Annotated in this window: 16 protein-coding genes; 9 read left to right on the top strand and 7 right to left on the bottom strand. The window is 54.5% G+C overall.

Annotated elements, in window-relative coordinates:
• Position 1: 1 nt before the first annotated feature.
• The 5 genes from glmS to polX all read right to left on the bottom strand — a co-directional run bounded on the left by glmS (position 2) and on the right by polX (position 7516).
• Positions 2 to 1861, bottom strand: a complete 1860-nt coding sequence (gene glmS / locus IE065_RS11370) for a glutamine--fructose-6-phosphate transaminase (isomerizing) (protein WP_189515118.1) — start codon at positions 1859 to 1861, stop codon at positions 2 to 4.
• Positions 1862 to 1875: 14 nt separating this feature from the next.
• On the bottom strand, positions 1876 to 3249 hold the full coding sequence (locus IE065_RS11375; RefSeq protein ID WP_189515120.1) for a UDP-glucose 6-dehydrogenase: 1374 nt from the start codon (positions 3247 to 3249) through the stop codon (positions 1876 to 1878).
• A 206-nt stretch (positions 3250 to 3455) separates the two neighbouring features.
• Positions 3456 to 4046: a YdeI/OmpD-associated family protein gene (locus IE065_RS11380; protein WP_200163314.1), complete on the bottom strand. Its 591-nt coding sequence runs from the start codon at positions 4044 to 4046 to the stop codon at positions 3456 to 3458.
• Positions 4047 to 4085: 39 nt separating this feature from the next.
• Positions 4086 to 5630: an MFS transporter gene (locus IE065_RS11385; protein ID WP_189515122.1), complete on the bottom strand. Its 1545-nt coding sequence runs from the start codon at positions 5628 to 5630 to the stop codon at positions 4086 to 4088.
• Between the two features lie 146 nt (positions 5631 to 5776).
• Positions 5777 to 7516, bottom strand: a complete 1740-nt coding sequence (gene polX, locus IE065_RS11390) for a DNA polymerase/3'-5' exonuclease PolX (protein ID WP_189515124.1) — start codon at positions 7514 to 7516, stop codon at positions 5777 to 5779.
• A 244-nt stretch (positions 7517 to 7760) separates the two neighbouring features.
• Between polX and gmd the strand changes: the two genes are divergently transcribed.
• Positions 7761 to 8792, top strand: a complete 1032-nt coding sequence (gene gmd / locus IE065_RS11395; protein WP_189515126.1) for a GDP-mannose 4,6-dehydratase — start codon at positions 7761 to 7763, stop codon at positions 8790 to 8792.
• A 115-nt stretch (positions 8793 to 8907) separates the two neighbouring features.
• The gene (locus tag IE065_RS11400; RefSeq protein ID WP_189515128.1) at positions 8908 to 9855 is read left to right on the top strand and encodes a GDP-L-fucose synthase family protein; all 948 of its coding nucleotides are present in this window, start codon (positions 8908 to 8910) and stop codon (positions 9853 to 9855) included.
• A 166-nt stretch (positions 9856 to 10021) separates the two neighbouring features.
• Here IE065_RS11400 and IE065_RS11405 read toward each other — a convergent pair whose 3' ends face one another.
• Positions 10022 to 12229, bottom strand: coding sequence for a glycoside hydrolase family 5 protein (locus tag IE065_RS11405; RefSeq protein ID WP_189515130.1), 2208 nt, complete (start codon positions 12227 to 12229; stop codon positions 10022 to 10024).
• Between the two features lie 210 nt (positions 12230 to 12439).
• On the opposite strand from IE065_RS11405, the gene cutA reads away from it, so the two are divergent.
• The 7 genes from cutA (at position 12440) to tpiA (ending at position 18288) form a co-directional block, all read left to right on the top strand.
• Positions 12440 to 12763, top strand: coding sequence for a divalent-cation tolerance protein CutA (gene cutA, locus IE065_RS11410; RefSeq protein ID WP_189515132.1), 324 nt, complete (start codon positions 12440 to 12442; stop codon positions 12761 to 12763).
• Between the two features lie 289 nt (positions 12764 to 13052).
• Positions 13053 to 13433 carry a hypothetical protein gene (locus IE065_RS11415; RefSeq protein WP_189515134.1) on the top strand — a complete coding sequence of 127 codons (381 nt, stop codon included), beginning with the start codon at positions 13053 to 13055 and terminating at the stop codon, positions 13431 to 13433.
• 553 nt (positions 13434 to 13986) lie between these two features.
• Entirely contained in the window at positions 13987 to 14775 is a 789-nt protein-coding gene (locus IE065_RS11420) for a FliA/WhiG family RNA polymerase sigma factor (protein ID WP_189515136.1), read from the top strand.
• A gap of 269 nt (positions 14776 to 15044) precedes the next feature.
• The gene (locus IE065_RS11425) at positions 15045 to 15833 is read left to right on the top strand and encodes an energy transducer TonB (protein WP_189515138.1); all 789 of its coding nucleotides are present in this window, start codon (positions 15045 to 15047) and stop codon (positions 15831 to 15833) included.
• 70 nt (positions 15834 to 15903) lie between these two features.
• Positions 15904 to 16182 carry a Sec-independent protein translocase subunit TatA/TatB gene (locus IE065_RS18215; protein WP_276529936.1) on the top strand — a complete coding sequence of 93 codons (279 nt, stop codon included), beginning with the start codon at positions 15904 to 15906 and terminating at the stop codon, positions 16180 to 16182.
• A 114-nt stretch (positions 16183 to 16296) separates the two neighbouring features.
• Positions 16297 to 17496 carry a phosphoglycerate kinase gene (locus IE065_RS11435; protein WP_189515140.1) on the top strand — a complete coding sequence of 400 codons (1200 nt, stop codon included), beginning with the start codon at positions 16297 to 16299 and terminating at the stop codon, positions 17494 to 17496.
• A 12-nt stretch (positions 17497 to 17508) separates the two neighbouring features.
• Positions 17509 to 18288 carry a triose-phosphate isomerase gene (gene tpiA / locus IE065_RS11440; RefSeq protein WP_189515142.1) on the top strand — a complete coding sequence of 260 codons (780 nt, stop codon included), beginning with the start codon at positions 17509 to 17511 and terminating at the stop codon, positions 18286 to 18288.
• A 181-nt stretch (positions 18289 to 18469) separates the two neighbouring features.
• Here tpiA and IE065_RS11445 read toward each other — a convergent pair whose 3' ends face one another.
• Positions 18470 to 18940: a MarR family winged helix-turn-helix transcriptional regulator gene (locus IE065_RS11445; RefSeq protein ID WP_189515144.1), complete on the bottom strand. Its 471-nt coding sequence runs from the start codon at positions 18938 to 18940 to the stop codon at positions 18470 to 18472.
• Between the last annotated feature and the right edge of the window lie 14 nt (positions 18941 to 18954).

Raw genomic sequence — 18954 nt, forward strand, 5'->3', positions numbered from 1 at the left:
CTTACTCCACCGTGACACTCTTGGCGAGGTTGCGCGGCTTATCGACGTCGCACTCACGATTGACGGCGATGTAGTAGGCCAGCAACTGAAGCGGGATCGTCGCCAAGATTGGCATGACGCAATCGTGGGCATGCGGAATATGAATGACGTCATCGGCACCCTCTTCCGGGAAGTCTTTGCCCGCGCTGGTAATCGCGATTACACGGCCTTTACGCGCCCGCGTTTCCTGGATATTGGAGAGCACTTTCGAAAACGTGTCACCATGCGGAGACAACACCACACTCGGACATTTCTCACTGATCAGAGCGATGGGCCCATGCTTCATCTCCGCCGCTGGATAGCCCTCGGCGTGAATATAGGAAATTTCTTTGAGCTTGAGTGCTCCTTCGAGCGCAATCGGAAACATGCTCTGACGACCGAGGAATAGGAAGTCTTCGTAATCGGTGTAGCGACTGGCGATTTCCTTAATCTGCTCGGCTTGCCCGAGGACTTGGCTAACCAAGCCTGGCAAGCTGCGGAAGGCCTTAACCATCTCCCGGCCATCACTGAAGGACAAATCACGCATTCGGCCCAAATGCAGGGCGAGCATACCGCCGATCAAGACCTGAGAGGTGAATGCCTTCGTGGAAGCGACGCCGATTTCCGGCCCCGCATGTTGGTAAACACCGCCATCGGTCTCACGAGCAATCGTGGAGCCGACGCCATTGGTGATGCCGAGCACGCGGTAACCCTTGCGCTTGGCCTCGCGGAGGGCCTCCAGCGTATCGAGGGTTTCACCGCTTTGGCTGATCACGAAGACCAGCGTATTCTTGTCCAGCGGCGCATTACGGTAGCGAAATTCACTGGCATACTCCACCTCAACGGGAATACGGGCATATTTCTCGATTAAATATTCGGCAACGAGACAGGCGTGCCAGGCAGTGCCACAGGCCAGAAAAACAATGCGGTCCACGTGACGAAACTCACGCGCATCCAGATTCAAACCGCCAAATTTGGAAGTCGATTCATCGTCGGAGAAGCGGCCACGCATGGCGTTTTCCAGTGCCATCGGCTGCTCGAAAATCTCCTTCTCCATGTAGTGGGTGAAGGCACCAAGCTCGGCTTGCTCAATCTTCCAGTCGATCTGGCTGATGACTGGGTCCACCGACTCCTCGGCTTCATTGACCGTGGTGATGGAAAAGTCGTCCGCGGTAAGGTGGCAGATTTGGCCGTCGTCCAGATAGACAACGTTCTGAGTGCGCCCGACAAAGGCTGCCACATCACTGGCCAACAGGTTTTCCCCGTTGCCAATCCCCAAGCAAAGCGGGCTGCCCTTGCGCGCGCCAACGATGTCCTTGGGCAATTCGGTGCAGATGACGGCGATGCCATAAGTGCCCTCAATCAGACGTAAGCTGTGGCGGACAGCGGCAATGAGGCGCGTAGCCCCCTCACCTTCCAGAGATTCCCGGGCGTAGTGATAGGCAATCAAGTTAGCCAGCACTTCGGTATCCGTCTGGCTCACGAATTCGATGCCTTCGCCCTTGAGGAAGCGCCGCAACGCATCGTGGTTTTCGATAACGCCGTTGTGCACAATTGAGATTCGGCCATCCCAGGAAAGGTGTGGGTGGGCATTGGCGTCAGTGACGCCGCCATGCGTCGCCCAGCGGGTGTGGCTGATGCCAATCTGGGCCGTGGAATTGCGGCGGTTCACGATCGTAGCGACGTTCTCCACGCGCCCGGTTTTCTTCATGACTTCGATGCCGCTGTCGTCCAGCAGGGCTACGCCCGCCGAGTCATAGCCTCGATACTCAAGTCGCTTTAAACCCTCCAGCAGAATGGCACTCGCCCGCTGCTTACCAATGTATCCAACAATTCCACACATATAAAACGCCTATATTACCGACCGATTCCGTAAACCTCAAACCCCATCTTACGTAAAGCAGGCGCGTCCAGGATGTTGCGACCGTCGAAGACAAAGGCAGGCTTGAGCATATTATCGTAGATGCGCTGCCAGTCGAGATCACGGAAGCGGTCCCATTCTGTCAGGATGGCCACAGCATGTGCATTTTCACAGGCAGCATAAACATCCTCTTCGATGATAATGTTTGGGTTCGGCTCGCCATTCCCATTGAGGGCATCCTGCTGCAGGTCCGCAAAAACCTGCGAAGCCTTGACCTTGGGGTCGAAGATGTGGACCTCTGCCTGCTCCTCAAGCAGATCGCGGCAGACGTAGATCGCTGGCGATTCACGCGTATCGTTGGTGTCCTTCTTGAAGGCGAAGCCGAGGATAGCGATTTTCTTGCCCGAAACCGTGTTGAACAACGTCCGCACCAAGCGCCGCACAAAACGGCTCTTCTGGTAGTCGTTCATGATGATAACCTGCTCCCAATAAGCCGCGACCTCCGGCAAGCCAAAGTGTTCGCACAGATAAACCAAGTTCAGGATGTCCTTCTGGAAGCACGAACCGCCGAAACCGACTGAGCTCTTGAGAAACTTGGGGCCGATGCGACTGTCTGTCCCAATGGCGCGCGCCACCTCGTCTACATTGGCCTCGGTCGCTTCGCACAGGGCGCTGATCGCATTGATCGACGACACTCGCTGAGCCAGAAATGCGTTAGCGGTCAGCTTGGACAACTCGGAAGACCAGACATTGGTGGTCAGAATGCGTTCTCGTGGCACCCATTTCGCGTAGACATCGGCCAGCGTCTTGGCGGCTTCGTCGCCCTCAGGCGTCTGCTCGCCGCCAATAAGCACGCGGTCCGGATTGAGTAAATCAGGGACTGCCGTGCCTTCGGCCAGAAACTCTGGATTGGACAGCACTTGGAAAGTGAATTCGCCGCCGCAACCCTCAAGAATCCGACGGATAGACTCCGCCGTGCGTACTGGCAGGGTGGATTTTTCCACAACGATAATGTTGCCCTTGGCAACTTCGGCAATCTGGCGGGCACAGCGTTCGATGAATTTCAGGTCTGCCGCACGCCCAGCACCCACACCGTAGCTTTTGGTGGGCGTATTGACCGAGATAAAGATCATATCCGCCTCGGCGATGCTCCCATTGACATCGGTCGAGAAAAAGAGGTTGCGGCCCCGCGCTTCACTGACCACCTCATCCAAGCCAGGCTCATATACGGGCAGCTCGTTGGAGTTCCAGGCAGCGATGCGTTTTTCGTTGATGTCGACCACCGTCACGCGGTGTTCCGGGCATTTAAGGGCGATCATGGCCATCGTGGGTCCACCCACGTAGCCAGCTCCGATACAACAAATATTCATAAATTGGGCAGTTTCGGGAAATGCGAATCGTTTTTACCGTCTAGAAAAACGATGTGGCGTAATCAATAGCGCCTGTAGAGGCGATAAAAAAAGGCGCACCCTCCTTTTGCAGGGAGGTTAAAGTGGTGAGCTTAAAGGTTAAAGTGGTGGATAAAATTCAGATGAAGCAAGCAAATGATTGGGCCACAGAAGCCACTTAATAATTGTCAATTAAAGGTCTCCCCCTGCCCCAACATGACGATCGAACGGTCGATCCAGCGCTGGCGCGTTTCCGCGCGCTTGGCCGTGGTGATCCGAAAAAGAAACGAATACCGGCGAGTCTTCGTCAGCGACTCATAAAACGCCTTGGCATGTGGGTCAGCGTCGAGTGCTGCTTGAAAATCATCCGGCACGCCGATCTTAGACGAGGCCTTATACGCCACCGCCCAACGACCATCCGCCTGAGCAGCGTCGACCTCCTGCTGCCCACGCGGCTGCATTTTGCCAGCGGCAATTAGCTCTGCAACAATGCCCACATTGCGCTGTGACCATAGGCTACGGGCGCGACGTGGGGTGAAGCGCTGAAGGAAATATTGCTCGTCACACTTCCGTTTCTGCCCGTCGATCCAGCCGTAGCATAGGCCAACGCGGAACGCCTGCTGATAATCAACGGTGGCAATACCGCTGTCTTTTTTAGCAATTTTCATCCAAATGCCCAGTTCGTCGTTTTGGTGGGCAGCGAGCCATGTCTCCCACGCCCGAGCATCAGCGAAGGCCAAGTGCGGTGGTTCAGGTTTGAGCGAGGAGATGGATTTCACGTCCAGAAATCTGGCAGACACGAAGGATCGCGTCGAGGCTCAAGCGAGTTCGGCGTCGGCCTCTCGCTCAAATTCAACTTCCTCGTCAGTCTGGCGCTGGCCAATCGTTTCGAGGTTCAGCCCCCGCGTCTCAATCGCAAAAATGAAAGTGACCACGGCCCCCAGCACCGAGGCACCCACGAGGAAAAAGAGCAGCATTTCCGTACCAATATCAGCCAACAAGATCGGGAACAGAAAAGCCGTCAACACTGCGCCAATCTTGGCAAATGACGCTGCAAACCCAGCCCCCATACCGCGCACGTGCGTCGGGAAGACCTCGCCCGCTATCAGGTAAGTCATCGCATTGGGCCCGAGATTCGTCATGAAGAAAAACAGCATGAAGCCAACGAACAGCAGAAGCATGTTGTTCCCGCCGTCCGCATTCATCGATAACCCAGCCAGCAAGAGCCCCAGCGCACAGCCGATAAAGCCAATGATCTGCAACTTGATCCGCCCAACGCGGTCAACCAGCATGATCGCACAGACAATCCCCAAAACGAACAGGATATCCATAATCGCCGACCCCTTCGAGGCCAGCATGTCGTTATGGATGATGTCCTTGATCGTCGTTTCTGAAGTCTTGGCTCCGATCATCGCTGCCAGAATTGTTGGCGTAAAAATGCCGATGCCATAAGTGCTCAGGTCCTGCAAAAACCAAGGGAGTGAGGCCAAAATAGTCGCCTTGCGATTGTCTTTGTTAAACAACAGGCCGTAGTGCGCTTTGGGCCGGGGCTTCTTGGCGTCGTGGGTGTGCCTAAGCTTCACCTCCTTAGGATACTGCGGACGGCGATTGAGCAGCCGTTTTGTCTCATATTCAGCATCTTCCATGCGCCCTTTTGACACCAGCCAATGCACGCTGTCGGTCACGAAAAAACGGCCAATAACAACGAGGACCGCTGGAATAATCGCCGTAGCGTACATCCATCGCCAGGCACTCGGTGCAGGGTCTTTCAGCAAAATAATACAACCAATAATCGTGCCCATCAGCGCGCCAATAGCCTGGAAAGCAAACGCGCTGAGCACGAGTCGACCCCGCATCGACGTGGGGATACTCTCTGAAATGACGAGGTGCGCCGTCGGGTAATCGCAGCCTAGCGCCACCCCGACCCCAAAGAGAAACACCACCAGCCAGAAGAAATTGGGTGCCAGCGACAGCGCGATCAAAAACACTGTGAAGATAACCATCTCGGCGATAAACATCGTTTTACGGCCTACCAAATCCGAGAGCCCGCCCAGCGCCGAGGCCCCCACCAAAATACCCGCTAATGTCGCCGCTGTTACAAAGCCTTTATCCGCCGCCGATAGCCCGAACTCCACCGAGATAAGGGGCAGGCAAACGCCCGTCATGAAGACCACCATGCCTTCGAAAAACTTCCCCGCTGAGGCCAACATCCAGATGCGCCACTGCATAACTGTCATCGGCGTAACGGATGACTTGGTGCCGTCTGACCACACGGGGCATTCATCAATGTATTCCTGCACGGTCTTCGCCGATGCTTCCTGATACAGCTCAGACTCTGTGGGCGGTGTGTCTGGAGAATACATGAGTCTTTTCTTGGTTTTTGCGCCGCAACGGCGTCGACCCAATCACATCACCCAAACCGCCCCAACAGACAAGGACCAAGCCTGCCCGTAACCAAACTCTTACCTTGCCGACACCTCAGCGTAATCTGTTCCGAACGACTCCGGCGCTACAGCCCCAAATACGTCTTAATCTCAGCCAACGGGCGGGTATTGAGCACGTGCTTAGGTTCGATCCAGCCTTTCCGCGCCACATTAACTCCCGCCACGAACAGCCCGAGGCCATCTGTATCGTGCGCGTCAGGATTGATTGATGTCAGCAACCCCTTCTCCACCGCCTGACGCCAGTAGCGCCAGTCCAGATCAAGGCGCCAAGGGTTAGCGTTAAGCTCGATAATGGTGTCGTTCGCAATGGCGGCATCGATCACTTTGGGAATATTCACCGCATAAGCCTCACGCTTCAACAGCAAGCGGCCAGTCATATGTCCCAACATGGTGACGTGCTCGTTCTCAATCGCTCGAATAATCCGCTTGGTCATCTCCTCTTCGCTCAACGTGAGCGAATTATGCACTGAAGCGACGACGTAATCCAGGCTCGCGAGGACGTCGTCCGCGAAATCCAGACTGCCGTCCTTGAGAATGTCCACCTCGCTGCCGGCAAAGACGTGACAGGTAAATTTCCCGCTGGCGTTCAGCTCGCTAATTTTCTCAATCTGCGCAGCAAGGCGTTCTTCGTCGAGGCCGTTGGCTTGAAAGCTGGCCTTGGAATGGTCGGCAATGCCCAGGTATTCGAAGCCCAGTTCCTGCGCAGCGGTAACCATTTCCTCGAGCGTGTTGTGCCCATCGCTGGCAGTGGTGTGATTGTGAAAAACGCCCTTAATATCTTCGATTTCAAGGAACTTCGGAAAATCTCCCTTCTCCGCGACTGCGATCTCGTCACGGTCTTCACGAAGCTCCGGCGGCACGAATTTCAGACCAAGTTTCGCGTAGATATCAGCCTCGGATTCGGCCTGAATAACGGACTGGCGATCCGGATCATCCGCCTTGGTATCCTTGTCAAACAAGCCCCATTCCGACAACGACCAGCCGCGCTCCAACGCTCGTTGGCGCATGTGCACATTGTGCTCCTTGCTCCCCGTGAAGTGCAGCAGCGCAAAGGCAAATTGCTCCGGCGGCACGACACGTAAATCTGCCTGTAAACCGCCTTGAAAGCGGACGCTGGATTTTGTTTGTCCATGAGCGGTGACTTCTTCCACGCCTTCCAGTCCAACGAACCAATCCATAACCGGCTTCGGTGTTTTCGAGGCCACAATAAAATCGAGATCGCCCACCGTTTCACGCTTGCGACGCAGGCTGCCCGCCGCCTCCGCACGGTCGACTTCGGGCAGCTCGCGCAAGGCCTCGACAATTGGCTCGGCAACGGTGGCAGCAGTCCACCAATGGTGGCGCGCTTGGTAGGCCACGCGGTTGGCAATACCCGTCAGCAGCTTGCTCTCGGTCTTAGCCCCAAAGCCCGCCAAATCAGCAACTTTGCCCGCTTCACAGGCAGCTTTGAGCGAGTCAATGCTGTCGATGCCCAGCTCGTCGTGGAGCTTTTTAATCTTCTTGGGCCCAAGGTTGGGAATAGTCAGCAGCTCAATCATGCTCTCGGGCACTGAGGCCTTGAGCTCGTCATAATAAGCCAGCTTGCCTGTCTCATGCAGCGAGGTGATTTTCTCCACGAGCGCCTTACCGATGCCCTTAATCTGGCCGAGGCGTTTGTCTTCGATAACCGTGCCCAGATCTTCCTCCAGCGACTCCAGCGCGCGGGCACCCGATTGGTAAGCTCTTACCTTAAATGGGTTCTCCCCCTTAAGCTCCAACAACTCGGAAATCTCCTCCAACACTCCGACAATCTCGCTTTTTTCCATGGGCGAACAGTGATGCCCTCCTCGCCCAAGGGCAATTCAAACCGGAGGATTTTGCTACCTTTGATAACGAACGCGACGAGGAATTTTCTCACGGAGACACGGAGTTCACAGAGGTTAGCTTGGTAAAGAAGAATTCGTTGGAGTGGCCTTGGTGAGCTCCGTGTCTCCGTGAGAAAATTCCCTCATCTGCTCAAGCAGTCGATTCGCGCTAGCCAATGCAGACCATGTTGTTATAAAGTCCGCCATGCCCAAGAAAGCCCTGATTACGGGAATCACCGGCCAGGACGGTTCCTACCTCGCTGAATTACTCCTCGAAAAAGGTTACGAAGTGCACGGCGTCATCCGCCGGGCCTCGACCTTTAACACCGAGCGCATTGACCATCTCTACCGCGACCCTCACCTGAAGAACACCCGCCTGTTCCTTCATTATGGTGACATGGCCGACAGCAGTCGCATGGTAAAGCTGCTCTACGAGCTCAAGCCCGACGAAATCTACAACCTCGGTGCCCAAAGCCACGTCCGCGTGTCCTTTGACAACCCCGAATATACAGGCGATGTTACCGGCCTGTCGACAGTCCGCATCCTGGAGGCCATTCGCGAAGCTGGCCTCACGCAAGATGTGCGTTACTATCAGGCTAGCTCCTCGGAAATGTTTGGTAAGGTGCAGCAGGTTCCTCAGACCGAAGCCACTCCGTTCTGGCCGCGGTCGCCCTACGGCTGCGCCAAGGTGTTCGCTTACTGGACCACCGTCAATTATCGCGAAGCCTACAACTTGCACGCGAGCAACGGCATCCTCTTCAACCACGAATCTCCGCGCCGTGGCGAGACCTTCGTCACCCGTAAAATCACCCGTGCCGCGACCCGCATCAAGGTCGGACTGCAAGACAAGCTCTACCTCGGCAATCTCGATGCCCAGCGCGACTGGGGCTACGCCAAGGAATACGTCGAAGCGATGTGGCTGATGCTCCAACAGGACAATCCCGATGACTACGTTTGCGCGACCAACGAGACCCATTCCGTCCGCGAATTCGTCCAGGAAACCTTTGCCCGACTCGATCTCGATTGGGAGAAATACGTGGACTACGACGACCGCTACGACCGCCCGAGCGAGGTCGACTTGCTCATCGGCGCCCCTGCCAAGCTCAAGAAACAAATCGGCTGGGAGCCCAAGATTAAGTTCAAGGAGCTCGTCCAGATCATGGTCGACGCCGACCTCGAACTCGCCCAGCAAGAGCTTGCTTATCAAAACGCCACCGGCGTGGCGCGACGGTTTTAGCACATCTCTTGTTTCCCCCCCAGCTCTGCGCATTGCGTAAAACCTTAGTCTGGCGGAACGCTGGCTTGACCCGTCCGCAATCTATGTTCTCTCTTTTGCCAGAAATTTTTACCCAATGAATTCTGATTCCAAAATCTACGTTGCTGGGCACCGCGGCATGGTTGGCGCTGGCACGGTCCGCGCGCTCCAGGCTAAGGGCTACACGAACATTGTTACCCGCACCCGAGCTGAGCTCGACCTAACCAACTCGGTGGCGGTTGATCAATTTCTCGCCGACGAAAAGCCCGACGTCATCGTCGTTGCGGCAGCCAAGGTGGGCGGCATCCACGCCAACAACACCTACCCGGCAGAGTTCATTTACGAAAACCTAGCCTCGGCGCAAAACTGCATCCACGGTGCCTACAAGCATGGCGTCGGCCGCGTGCTTTTCCTCGGCAGCTCCTGTATCTACCCGAAGCTCGCAGAGCAGCCCATGCGCGAGGACGCCCTACTCACCGGCCCACTGGAGCCTACCAATGAAGCCTACGCCATCGCCAAGATCGCGGGCCTCAAGCTCTGCGAATACTACCGCAAGCAATATGGCGTGTGCTATCATTCGGCCATGCCCACCAATCTTTACGGACCGCGGGACAACTACCACGGCGAGAATTCTCACGTGCTCCCTGCCCTGCTCCGCCGCTTCCATGAGGCCAAAGAGTCCGGCGCGCCTAGCATCACGCTCTGGGGCACTGGTTCGCCAATGCGTGAATTCCTCCATGTGGACGATCTCGCCGCCGCTCTTGTCTATCTACTCGAGCTCGAAGAGCCGCCCGACTTGGTCAACGTTGGCTATGGCTCGGACGTCACGATTAAGGAACTCGCTGAAATCATCCGCGATGTCGTGGGTTTTGAAGGCGAGTTGGTCTGGGACACTTCCCGCCCCGACGGCAGCCCGCGCAAGCTCATGGACTCATCCCGCATGCGCGCTCTCGGCTGGACGCCACAAATCGATTTGCCTGCTGGCGTTCGTCAGACCTACGCCAGCTTCCTTGAAGAAATGACCTCCGGCGAGCTGCGGGCCTAATCGACCTAGCTCTGGCAATCGACCATTGCATCCAAAGATTTTTGCCCAGCAAAAATTAAAGACGCGCAGTCCGGTGAAGACTGCGCGCCTGTGCAAAATGTCTGTGAATTGCGCCTACACCGCTTCATTGCTCAACGAGTAAATCGTTGGATAAAGCCGTAGGTCCCTAGCGCATTTTTTTCATTTCAAATTGCTTACCGGCGAGGGCTTCCTTGGCCGGAACGCCCCAGAATGGCGTGGGCGTATAGTCCCAATCCAACAGCATGCGCGGTGTCGCGCGTGGGTGGAAGCACCAGCCAGTCCAATTGATTTTATGCTTTTGGATGAAGCCTAGCATGTCGGGCACCCAAGTTGCGGGATCTTCCTGATCGTCAGCCGGGACGAATTCCATCTTCTTTGGGTCAGCACCAACTTCGCCTAGGAAAATTGGGTATTTTTCGGCGACGGGCAACACCTTCTCCTCCCAGCCCTCATGCCAGTTATAGGTGTGCCAGGAATACATGATACCATTGCCGCCCTTGTCATCCAACGCGTAGCCATTGACGATGCCCCTCAAGTCGTTGCACCAGAAAATACCACCCGCGATGACGATGTTCTTGGCCCCAGTAGAGCGCACGGCATCCACGAGCCCCTGCATACCAACGGACTGGAACCCCCGGTTCTTCTTTTTCTCATCATCGGTGAGGAATGCGGATTCATCCTGGCCCTTCTCCTCACCCACAAAACCACCATTGCGCCAAACCTCCCAAGAGATGCCGTGTGGCTCGTTCATAACGTCGAATAGCACCGCTGGATGATCCTTGTATAAGGCTGCAAATTCCTTCCAGAAGTCCGCGTGTTCCTGCTTGGGAGCACGGTAGCGATGCAGGTCGATCACAATGTAGGCCCCTCGGTTGGCTGCCAACGTGATCATCTTGTCGATTTTTTCGCGAAAGGCCTTGCCACCGTCTTGCTGATAGGGGCTCTTGCCCCACCAGAATTCTTCCTTCATTGGCACGCGGACGCAGTTTGAGTTCCATTCGTCAATGGCGACGACGAGAGATTTCACGGGTTGGTCATCCTGGGGCAGGGTTTCCAAGCCGCCAGCATTGACGCCTTGTAGCCAGACTTCGTTGCCATCGGTGTCATGGAGGCGATTGCCCACAACCTTCAGCATCTTGGGCCACTTGCTTTTGTCAGGCTTTTCATCAGGCACAAAGCGTGCAGCAATCTGTCGTTCACGGGCAGCTTTACGCTCCAGAATGTCTGCCGGATCCGTTGGCTTGAGAATGAAATCGTCCAACTCGTAAGTGCCAGCCTTTGCTTGAAAGAGGCAAGACATCATCACCAGCGTTACAGCGCCATCGGGCACCAGAAAATCAGTGCGTTTCTCCACCCAGCCATTGGTGTCTTTTTGAGTGTAGGGCGGAGATGGTTTCGTGCTGAGTTTCTTGCCGTGGGCGTCCTTCCACTCCATCATAATGCGGGCGTCGAACCACGGCTTATCGCCTTTTTTCAAGCCAGTAACGCGCTGTTTCCAGCTAAGCTCCAGCGCCTCCACTCCGGCAGGAATGTCCACCTCTCGGTAATCCATAACCATTTTACCTGGCTCAGGACTGACGAGGCGCAGGAATTTGTTCCCGTCTTCCTCAGCAATGTTACCCTTGCCAGCCTGCTTATTTTCGTGGTTCCAATGGGGAACGAGTGTGCCGTTTTCGGCGAGAACTTTAGCGGCCTTCGCCTGTTTTTTCTCCAGATGAGCCTGATCCTTGATCGCCTTCGCCGCCTGTGCGACCTCCGCTGCCTCACGAAGTGGCTCAGGGTCAGTCGGCATCAGCGTCAAGTCGTCGATATCGAACGTGCCTGATTGAACCTGCAACAAACTCGGCATAAATTTAAGGATCGTAGCACCGTCCGGCACGAGAAACGCGATTTCCTTTTCCTCCCAACCGTCAGTGTCCTTGCCAGAATGCGGAGTTGGTGGCGAAGGGCTGACCTTGTTACGCTCAGCGTCCATGAATTCCATCATGATACGAGCATCAAACCACGAATTTTTACCACGTTGGAGGCCGGTAATGCGTTGCTTCCAGGTCATCTTGATCGCTCCTACCCCTTCAGGGATAGAAATTTCCTGGTAAAGCATCGTCGTGCCGTTTGGCTCCATGCTGGTTAAGCGCAAGAAACGATTACCGTTTTCCTCTTCCCAGCTACCACCAGTCTTGAGCTTGGCCCAAGAGTCCGGCCAACCGTCGGCATCAAGATCCGTCTCAAATCCGGTATTCGGGACGATCGGTTCTGCTTGGGCGATAACAACGTCTTGGGCCATGGCGGATTGAGCCGCAAACCAAGCTGCCAACAAGAGAGGGAAAAGCGCGCGAGAAAATAGTTTATTCATTGATACACTGGGGAAGTCTGTTTGCCACTAGGTAGTGCACAAGCAGTACGGATTACTATTAGTTTAATAAGCAATATTGAATCCATGTTCCAATCGAGGGACAAGGAAAGCCGAACGCAATAGGTTGCAATAATCGTCGTTTCTTTCGCTCCACCTCCCACCTACTATTTTCCTTCTGCATCGATTGATTATTCTATAAATTACTGATTAATGAATCCCGCAGACCCAAAAATCGCCATCGGCTGGACAACCGCTCCCCAGCGCGAAGTGGCAGAATCAATTGGCCGAGCTCTGGTTGACCAAAAGCTCGTTGCCTGCGCTCAGGTCACCGGCCCCGTCACATCAATCTACCGCTGGCAAAGCAAGCTGTGCCAAGAGGAAGAATTTCGCCTCATACTGAAGTTTTCCGCCAATCGGCAAGAAGCCGTCCGCGACGCACTGCTGGCCCTGCATCCCTACGACACTCCCCAGTGGATTGTCACCCTGGCCGACAGCAGCTCGACAGATTATGCCGCTTGGGTGGGAGGAGGCTAAAGGTTAAAGTCCGATGCGCTGGCCCATGTCGCTAACGCTAACTTCGAGTGTCGCGTGTTCAGTGTCCTCGCGATTATGCAATGGGGGCCCTTTTTCTAATTTTGTTTAATCAAAAGTGGAGCGCAGTGTCCCAACCAGGCATTCCTTGCCTCACTCATCAATAGGATGAAACAGCCCGGTTGGGACACCAGGCTCCACCTTGGGAATGGCTGACTTTAACCTTTAACCTCCCAACTTTAACCTTCTTACCAACCTTGACCCCACCGCCGCCAGTTGGCAGTCTACGGGCATGCGTCCACACTGTACTCTTTTCCTAATCGGCGCTGCGGCGTTGCTCGCCGCCTGCCAACCACGCACTCAAACACCACCGCCCGCTACCGAGTTGATTGGCGGCCCATGCAAATATGATAGCACGTCGGCGGTCGCGGTCGTTTCCGACAGTGACGACGAACAAGTCCGGTTTCTGATTAACGGTCGAGTGACGTCCTATTCCCGCTCTGATTTGCCCGATTTCGATTACCAGTCAGGCGCGCGGTTTAGTGTCGTTGAAAAACGCATTACACAAGGAACCTGCACGCCATATATTCTGGAGGTTGTCGGCCCAACTACGATGCCACCGCCAGCTTCGCAAACCACCAAGTGGCACCAGCCAAACCCCGATCTTATGTAACGCGGCTCAAACCCGCAAATCACCAGCAAAGGCGCAGAGCCGTAACGAAAGCCAACCTCCTCATAAGGTTACGTCTGGGTGTCTTGAGTAAATTAGGCGTAGTTGGCTGCTTTCATGAATTCAGAGTCAATACCTGACTCACGGCACTAGATAGAGGAGACTCTGCCTCTCCGCGCACACGTAGGAGTGCATTCTGCACCATAAGCTTTCGTAGCCTTATAGTTACCCGGCGATGAATTGCGCTGCATTTTGCAAAGATTACAGCGCTCAAGCCATGCTATTTGAGGCTGATTCAACCCGTTTCAGCATCTTGCCGAGCTTTTGCTAGCCACGAAGGGATTTTCAGCCAAAACGGCGTGAATCGACCTCTAAAACAATTGCAGCAAGGCATAGGCATTGCATTTACAATGCATTTACAATGCACAGCAGTCTTACTTAAAAACCCTACTTTTGTAGGGCTATTTATATCATCTTAATTATCAATGATTTACAATTAAATAAAAAATGTGGCATGTGCTCTGCTAATTGTTTGTTAATTAAACTTTAAAAAATCATGTACGCCGACCACCCAATCTCCGATTCATCTGACAATCAAAACGCACAGCCCACCCGTGATGAGCTGATTGAAGAATATTACCCTCTTGTGCGAGCCGTTGTAAATGGCATGCTGGCCCACCTGCCTTCGTGCGCCGATGCCGATGAACTTCACAGCGTTGGAGTCACCGGACTCGTTGCCGCCATTGACCGCTATGAGCCGAAGCACGCCAAGACCTTTAAGTCCTATGCAGGCACCCGCATCCGCGGCGCAATTCTAGACGAACTGCGCCGCATGGACGCCCTTCCACGCACCCGCCGCGCCAAGGTCCGCCAACTGCGCCAAACCGTTGACAAACTGGAGCAAACGCTAGGTCGCGCCCCTAACGACTCCGAAATTGCCAAAGAGCTTAAGCTGTCGGCCAAGCAATATGACCGTTTTCGCGTCAACGCTGAGACGATCCATTTTGTCTCCCTTGACCAAAGCCACGCCACCAAACGCGACGACGAGCCAAATCTCCACGAAACCATCGCCGATGAGCGCGATGAACCAGTTTTCCAGCGCCTGGAGCGCAATGAAATGATCGGCGAAGTCGCCGAACTGATCAATCAATTACCCGAACGCCAGCGCTCGATCATCATCCAATATTACTACGAGGGCAAACGCCTGTCGGACATTGCCGAAGTTTACGGCGTTACCGAGGCACGCATCTGCCAGATCCACACGCAGGCTGTCGCCAAGCTCCGCCGCAGCTTCCAAAAAGTCAGCGCAGGCGCCACCCCCTCAGAACTTGCTGAAAGCATCTAATTATTTAGATGCCCAAATTTTCACCATAAAAGACTTGCGCGATACCCGATAATCGGCATTCTTAGATAAGTGAAGTGAGCGTCTCAATGGCGACACTTGGCGAGATTCATTTCCCCAATCAGTAGACGAGCGAAATTCTGTCGGCCTGATAACTCAGCCCCCCCCCCCCCCCCCCCCCCCCCGGGGGCGGAATCAGATAAGGGAAAATTTGCGGAAACAAATTACCCGCTTTTCTTTTCCTTAGTACTGAGACAGAATTGGACTCCCTAATGAATAACAATCGCCAAGCCTTTATTGCCTCAATCGTACTGCATAGCATTGCGATTGGTTTGCTGGCGTTAGTCATCTTTATCAACCCAATCAAGGCCGAGGAGCAACCCATTGTCTTGGAACTGGTGATACTCCCTGACGAGTCCCCTCTCACTCCTGCCACCCCCGCCCCGCCAAGGCTTGAGGTCGAGAAAATACAGGTAAACGAGATCATGCCCCGCGACATGCCGGACATCAATTTGCCCGAACCCGAACCAGAGCCAATCGTCGAAACACCCCCTCCCCCCCCCTCCCCACCGGTAACCCCACCCAAACCAGAACCTAAGCCTGAAGTAGTAAAACCAGAGCCGCGCAAGCCGCAGATGGTCGATCTCAAGGATTTCCTCAAGGATAACAAACGCCGCGAAACCAAGCCTGCTCCCACTCCACAGCACCAAGTCGAGGCCCCGAAAATCAACATCAAGCCTGACCTTTCCAACCTCACCTCCGCGCAACCCAGCCACACCGCCCAAGCTGCTTCCCCCTTCTTGGCCAGCTACCAGCAGCGACTCCGCAACGCAGTTGAACTGAATTGGAACAAGCCCAGCGCTGGTTCCGGCCAGGAAACTGCCGATGTCCGCTTCCGCGTCTATCCCAATGGCAGCATTGGTGAAGTCACAATTCTCCGCTCCAACGGCCCTACCGCCTTTGTCGAGTCTATCAAACAGGCCGTCCAAAGCACGATCTCCATTGGCCCCCGCCCATCCGGCTGGGATGGCCTGATGACAATCACCTTCCGCCTCAAGTAGCCCCCCCCCCCCTGCAACTCGAATTGATTTTGAGGGTTTACTTCGGCGAAACTTGAGTTACATTAATCCTATGAACATGTTTCTAAACAGCCTGCCTATGGGCTTTCTTGGAAATCTACAGGGCTGGGAAATCCCCCTGCTGGTGATCTTTGGTCTGATTATATTCGGCGGCAAAAAACTGCCGGAATTCGCTCGCGGCGCTGGACAAGCCATCCGTGAATTCAAAAACGCTTCCAAAAGCGCGGAAGACACCTTTAAGCAGGCCCTCAACGAAGATGAGCAGGCAAAAGCCAAGGCTGATAAGCCTGCTGCATCTGAACCCAAGAAAGAAGAAGCCCTTAAGGCTTAATCTGCTCTAAGGACATTAGCACGGCTAACGATTGCGTTAGTCAGGTAAACTTTACGCCCAGAAGCCAAGTTTCGTCTTGTCAGCAACCCAGAGGCGGCGAGAATCGGACGCCCTATGGCCACTGTAAAGACTGTTCAAGATGTCAATCTCGCCGGCAAGCGCGTTCTCGTGCGTTGCGACTTCAACGTTCCATTTGATTCGGAAGGCAAAATATCCGATGACACTCGAATTGTTGGTGCCCTGCCGACCATTAAGCACCTCGTCGCACAAGGCGCAAAAGTAATTCTCTGCTCTCACTTGGGTCGTCCCAAGGGGAAAAAGAACCTCGATTTCACCTTGGCACCCATCGCCGTGGAACTCGCAGATAAACTCGGTGCGCCCGTCACGTTCGTCGATGACTGCATTGGCGAGTCCGTTAAATCCGCAGTCGCTGCCATGACTAATGGTGATGTCGTCCTTTTGGAAAATGTCCGCTTCTACGCTGGTGAAGAAGCCAATGACCCAGCCTTCGCCAAGGAACTTGCGAGCGTTGCCGACGCTTACGTCAACGATGCCTTCGGAACCGCACACCGCGCCCACGCCTCCACCGAAGGTGTTGCACACCTCGTAGAAACGAAGGTGGCTGGTTTGCTCATCGAAAAGGAACTGGAATATCTCGGCAGCAAAACTGAGGTTCCTGAACGCCCATTCGTTGTTATCCTCGGCGGTGCCAAGGTTTCCGACAAGATCACCGTGATCGACACACTTCTCGACAAGTGCGACACCATGCTGATTGGGGGTGCAATGGCCTACACCTTTGCCCTAGCCAACGGCAAAAAAGTCGGCGACAGCCTTTCTGAGCCCGACAAAGTAGACACCGCCAAGCAAGCCATTGCCAAGGCCAAGGCCAAAGGCGTGAATCTTCTTCTGCCCGTTGACAACCTGATCACTGACAAGCTCGACTTTGGCGCAGGTGAAGTGAACTCAGTCAAGGTCGTCGAAGGCGACATCCCTGAAGGCTGGGAAGGCGTCGACATCGGCCCAAAGACCATTGAAATCTATCAAGACGCCGTCAAAAGCGCCAAGACAGTCCTCTGGAACGGCCCCATGGGCGTCTTCGAAATTAAGGCCTGTGCCCAAGGCACCTTTGCAGTTGCCGACGCAGTTGCTGCGGCAGACTGCATCTCGATCATTGGCGGCGGTGACTCCGTCAAAGCCGTGAAGAAGAGCGGCAATGGCGACAATGTCAGCTTCATTAGCACGGGCGGCGGTGCCTCCCTCGAATTCCTCGAAGGCAAGACCCTCCCAGGTGTTGCTGCACTCGAAACCAAATAACGATTTATCAACATGGCAAACACACGCAAATACCTGATCGCAGGCAACTGGAAGATGAACAAAACGGCGGCAGACGCCGAAGAACTGATCAAGAGCATTGTGCTCGAGCTCGGTGACAAAAACGGCGTTGGCGTCGTAGTCTGCCCACCTTTCACATCGCTGGAAAGCAGCGCCAAAGTCCTCAGCGAGGTAAGCAATGTCCAGCTCGGCGCGCAGAACATGCATGCCAAGCCCAGTGGAGCCTACACCGGTGAAATCTCCGCCGCAATGCTCCGCCAGCTCTACGTAAGCCACGTAATTCTTGGGCACAGTGAGCGGCGCGAATACTTCAAGGAAACGGACGAAGAGATTAACGAAAAGGTTCTTGCCGCCCTCGAAAGCAATTTGAAACCGATTCTCTGCGTTGGAGAAAAGCTCGATGAGCGCGAAGCCGGCAACACGCTCAAGGTCGTTGAAACTCAGCTACTCGGTGGATTGGTGAACATTCCAACTGAAAAGGCCGAACAAGTCGTGATCGCCTACGAACCCGTCTGGGCAATTGGCACTGGCAAGACCGCTACGCCTGAAATGGCACAAGAAGTCCATGGTGTCATCCGCGTGCTACTACGTGACCGCTTCGGCAAGGCTACTGGTGATAAGATCCGCATCCTCTACGGCGGCTCAATGAAGCCAGAGAACGCCGATGGCCTACTGGCCAAGCCTGACATTGATGGCGGCCTTATTGGTGGTGCTTCACTCGACGCCAAGTCTTTTGTCAAGCTGGTCGAATCTGCAGCAAAAGCTGGTGCTTAAGCGATCATCGAGATTTTCAGAACGCCGCAACCCTCATGGACTGCGGCGTTTTTTTTTGCGATTTTTCGTACCTCGATGCGAAACATTCAGCATCGGAGATACTCATAGGGGGGATGTTTCTCAGGAATTAGAAACAGCAAGCCATCACAAACCATCCGGTGCTAGAGAATTATGGAGAATCTCAGTCCTCAATTTCGTCAAGATAGCAAACCGGGCTGGCGTTTTTCCGACCTGGCGATTCATCCAATGATGCTCGCTGAAGTAGTTTAACTATTTTGGGGCCGATCGTCTTTAGCTCAATCTGATGGGCCCAGTAAAGACTCTCAAGCAATCCTTTGCCTTTGGGCGTAAGGGATACCTGGACACGGCGACGGTCCTCCGAGGATTTTTCTCGTGAAACCAACTGGATTTTCTCCATCCGATTGATCAACCCCACAGCGCTGTGATGTGCAATCTGCAACTGCTCAGCAAGCTCGCCAACGGTCACCCAGTTGCGTCCAGGAAAGCCCTCAATGGCCAGAAGGGCCTGATATTGCTGCGAACTCAATCCATAGCCCGCGGCCGCTGCCTCACTAAATCCGAGAAATTTCCGTAGCGTGTATCTGAACTCAGAAATCAGCTCGAAATCCTTCTTTGAAAGCTTGGGTGGCATACTGGAGACTTAAT

The organism is Cerasicoccus arenae (assembly GCF_014651635.1).
GTDB lineage: Bacteria > Verrucomicrobiota > Verrucomicrobiia > Opitutales > Cerasicoccaceae > Cerasicoccus > Cerasicoccus arenae.

Bases quoted from the DNA above. Each gene is read 5' to 3' on its own strand.
- glmS (WP_189515118.1), bottom strand. From the start codon at position 1,861: ATGTGTGGAATTGTTGGATACATTGGTAAGCAGCGGGCGAGTGCCATT.
- IE065_RS11375 (WP_189515120.1), bottom strand. From the start codon at position 3,249: ATGAATATTTGTTGTATCGGAGCTGGCTACGTGGGTGGACCCACGATG.
- IE065_RS11385 (WP_189515122.1), bottom strand. From the start codon at position 5,630: ATGTATTCTCCAGACACACCGCCCACAGAGTCTGAGCTGTATCAGGAA.
- polX (WP_189515124.1), bottom strand. From the start codon at position 7,516: ATGGAAAAAAGCGAGATTGTCGGAGTGTTGGAGGAGATTTCCGAGTTG.
- gmd (WP_189515126.1), top strand. From the start codon at position 7,761: ATGCCCAAGAAAGCCCTGATTACGGGAATCACCGGCCAGGACGGTTCC.
- IE065_RS11400 (WP_189515128.1), top strand. From the start codon at position 8,908: ATGAATTCTGATTCCAAAATCTACGTTGCTGGGCACCGCGGCATGGTT.
- IE065_RS11405 (WP_189515130.1), bottom strand. From the start codon at position 12,229: ATGAATAAACTATTTTCTCGCGCGCTTTTCCCTCTCTTGTTGGCAGCT.
- cutA (WP_189515132.1), top strand. From the start codon at position 12,440: ATGAATCCCGCAGACCCAAAAATCGCCATCGGCTGGACAACCGCTCCC.
- IE065_RS11415 (WP_189515134.1), top strand. From the start codon at position 13,053: ATGCGTCCACACTGTACTCTTTTCCTAATCGGCGCTGCGGCGTTGCTC.
- IE065_RS11420 (WP_189515136.1), top strand. From the start codon at position 13,987: ATGTACGCCGACCACCCAATCTCCGATTCATCTGACAATCAAAACGCA.
- IE065_RS11425 (WP_189515138.1), top strand. From the start codon at position 15,045: ATGAATAACAATCGCCAAGCCTTTATTGCCTCAATCGTACTGCATAGC.
- IE065_RS18215 (WP_276529936.1), top strand. From the start codon at position 15,904: ATGAACATGTTTCTAAACAGCCTGCCTATGGGCTTTCTTGGAAATCTA.
- IE065_RS11435 (WP_189515140.1), top strand. From the start codon at position 16,297: ATGGCCACTGTAAAGACTGTTCAAGATGTCAATCTCGCCGGCAAGCGC.
- tpiA (WP_189515142.1), top strand. From the start codon at position 17,509: ATGGCAAACACACGCAAATACCTGATCGCAGGCAACTGGAAGATGAAC.
- IE065_RS11445 (WP_189515144.1), bottom strand. From the start codon at position 18,940: ATGCCACCCAAGCTTTCAAAGAAGGATTTCGAGCTGATTTCTGAGTTC.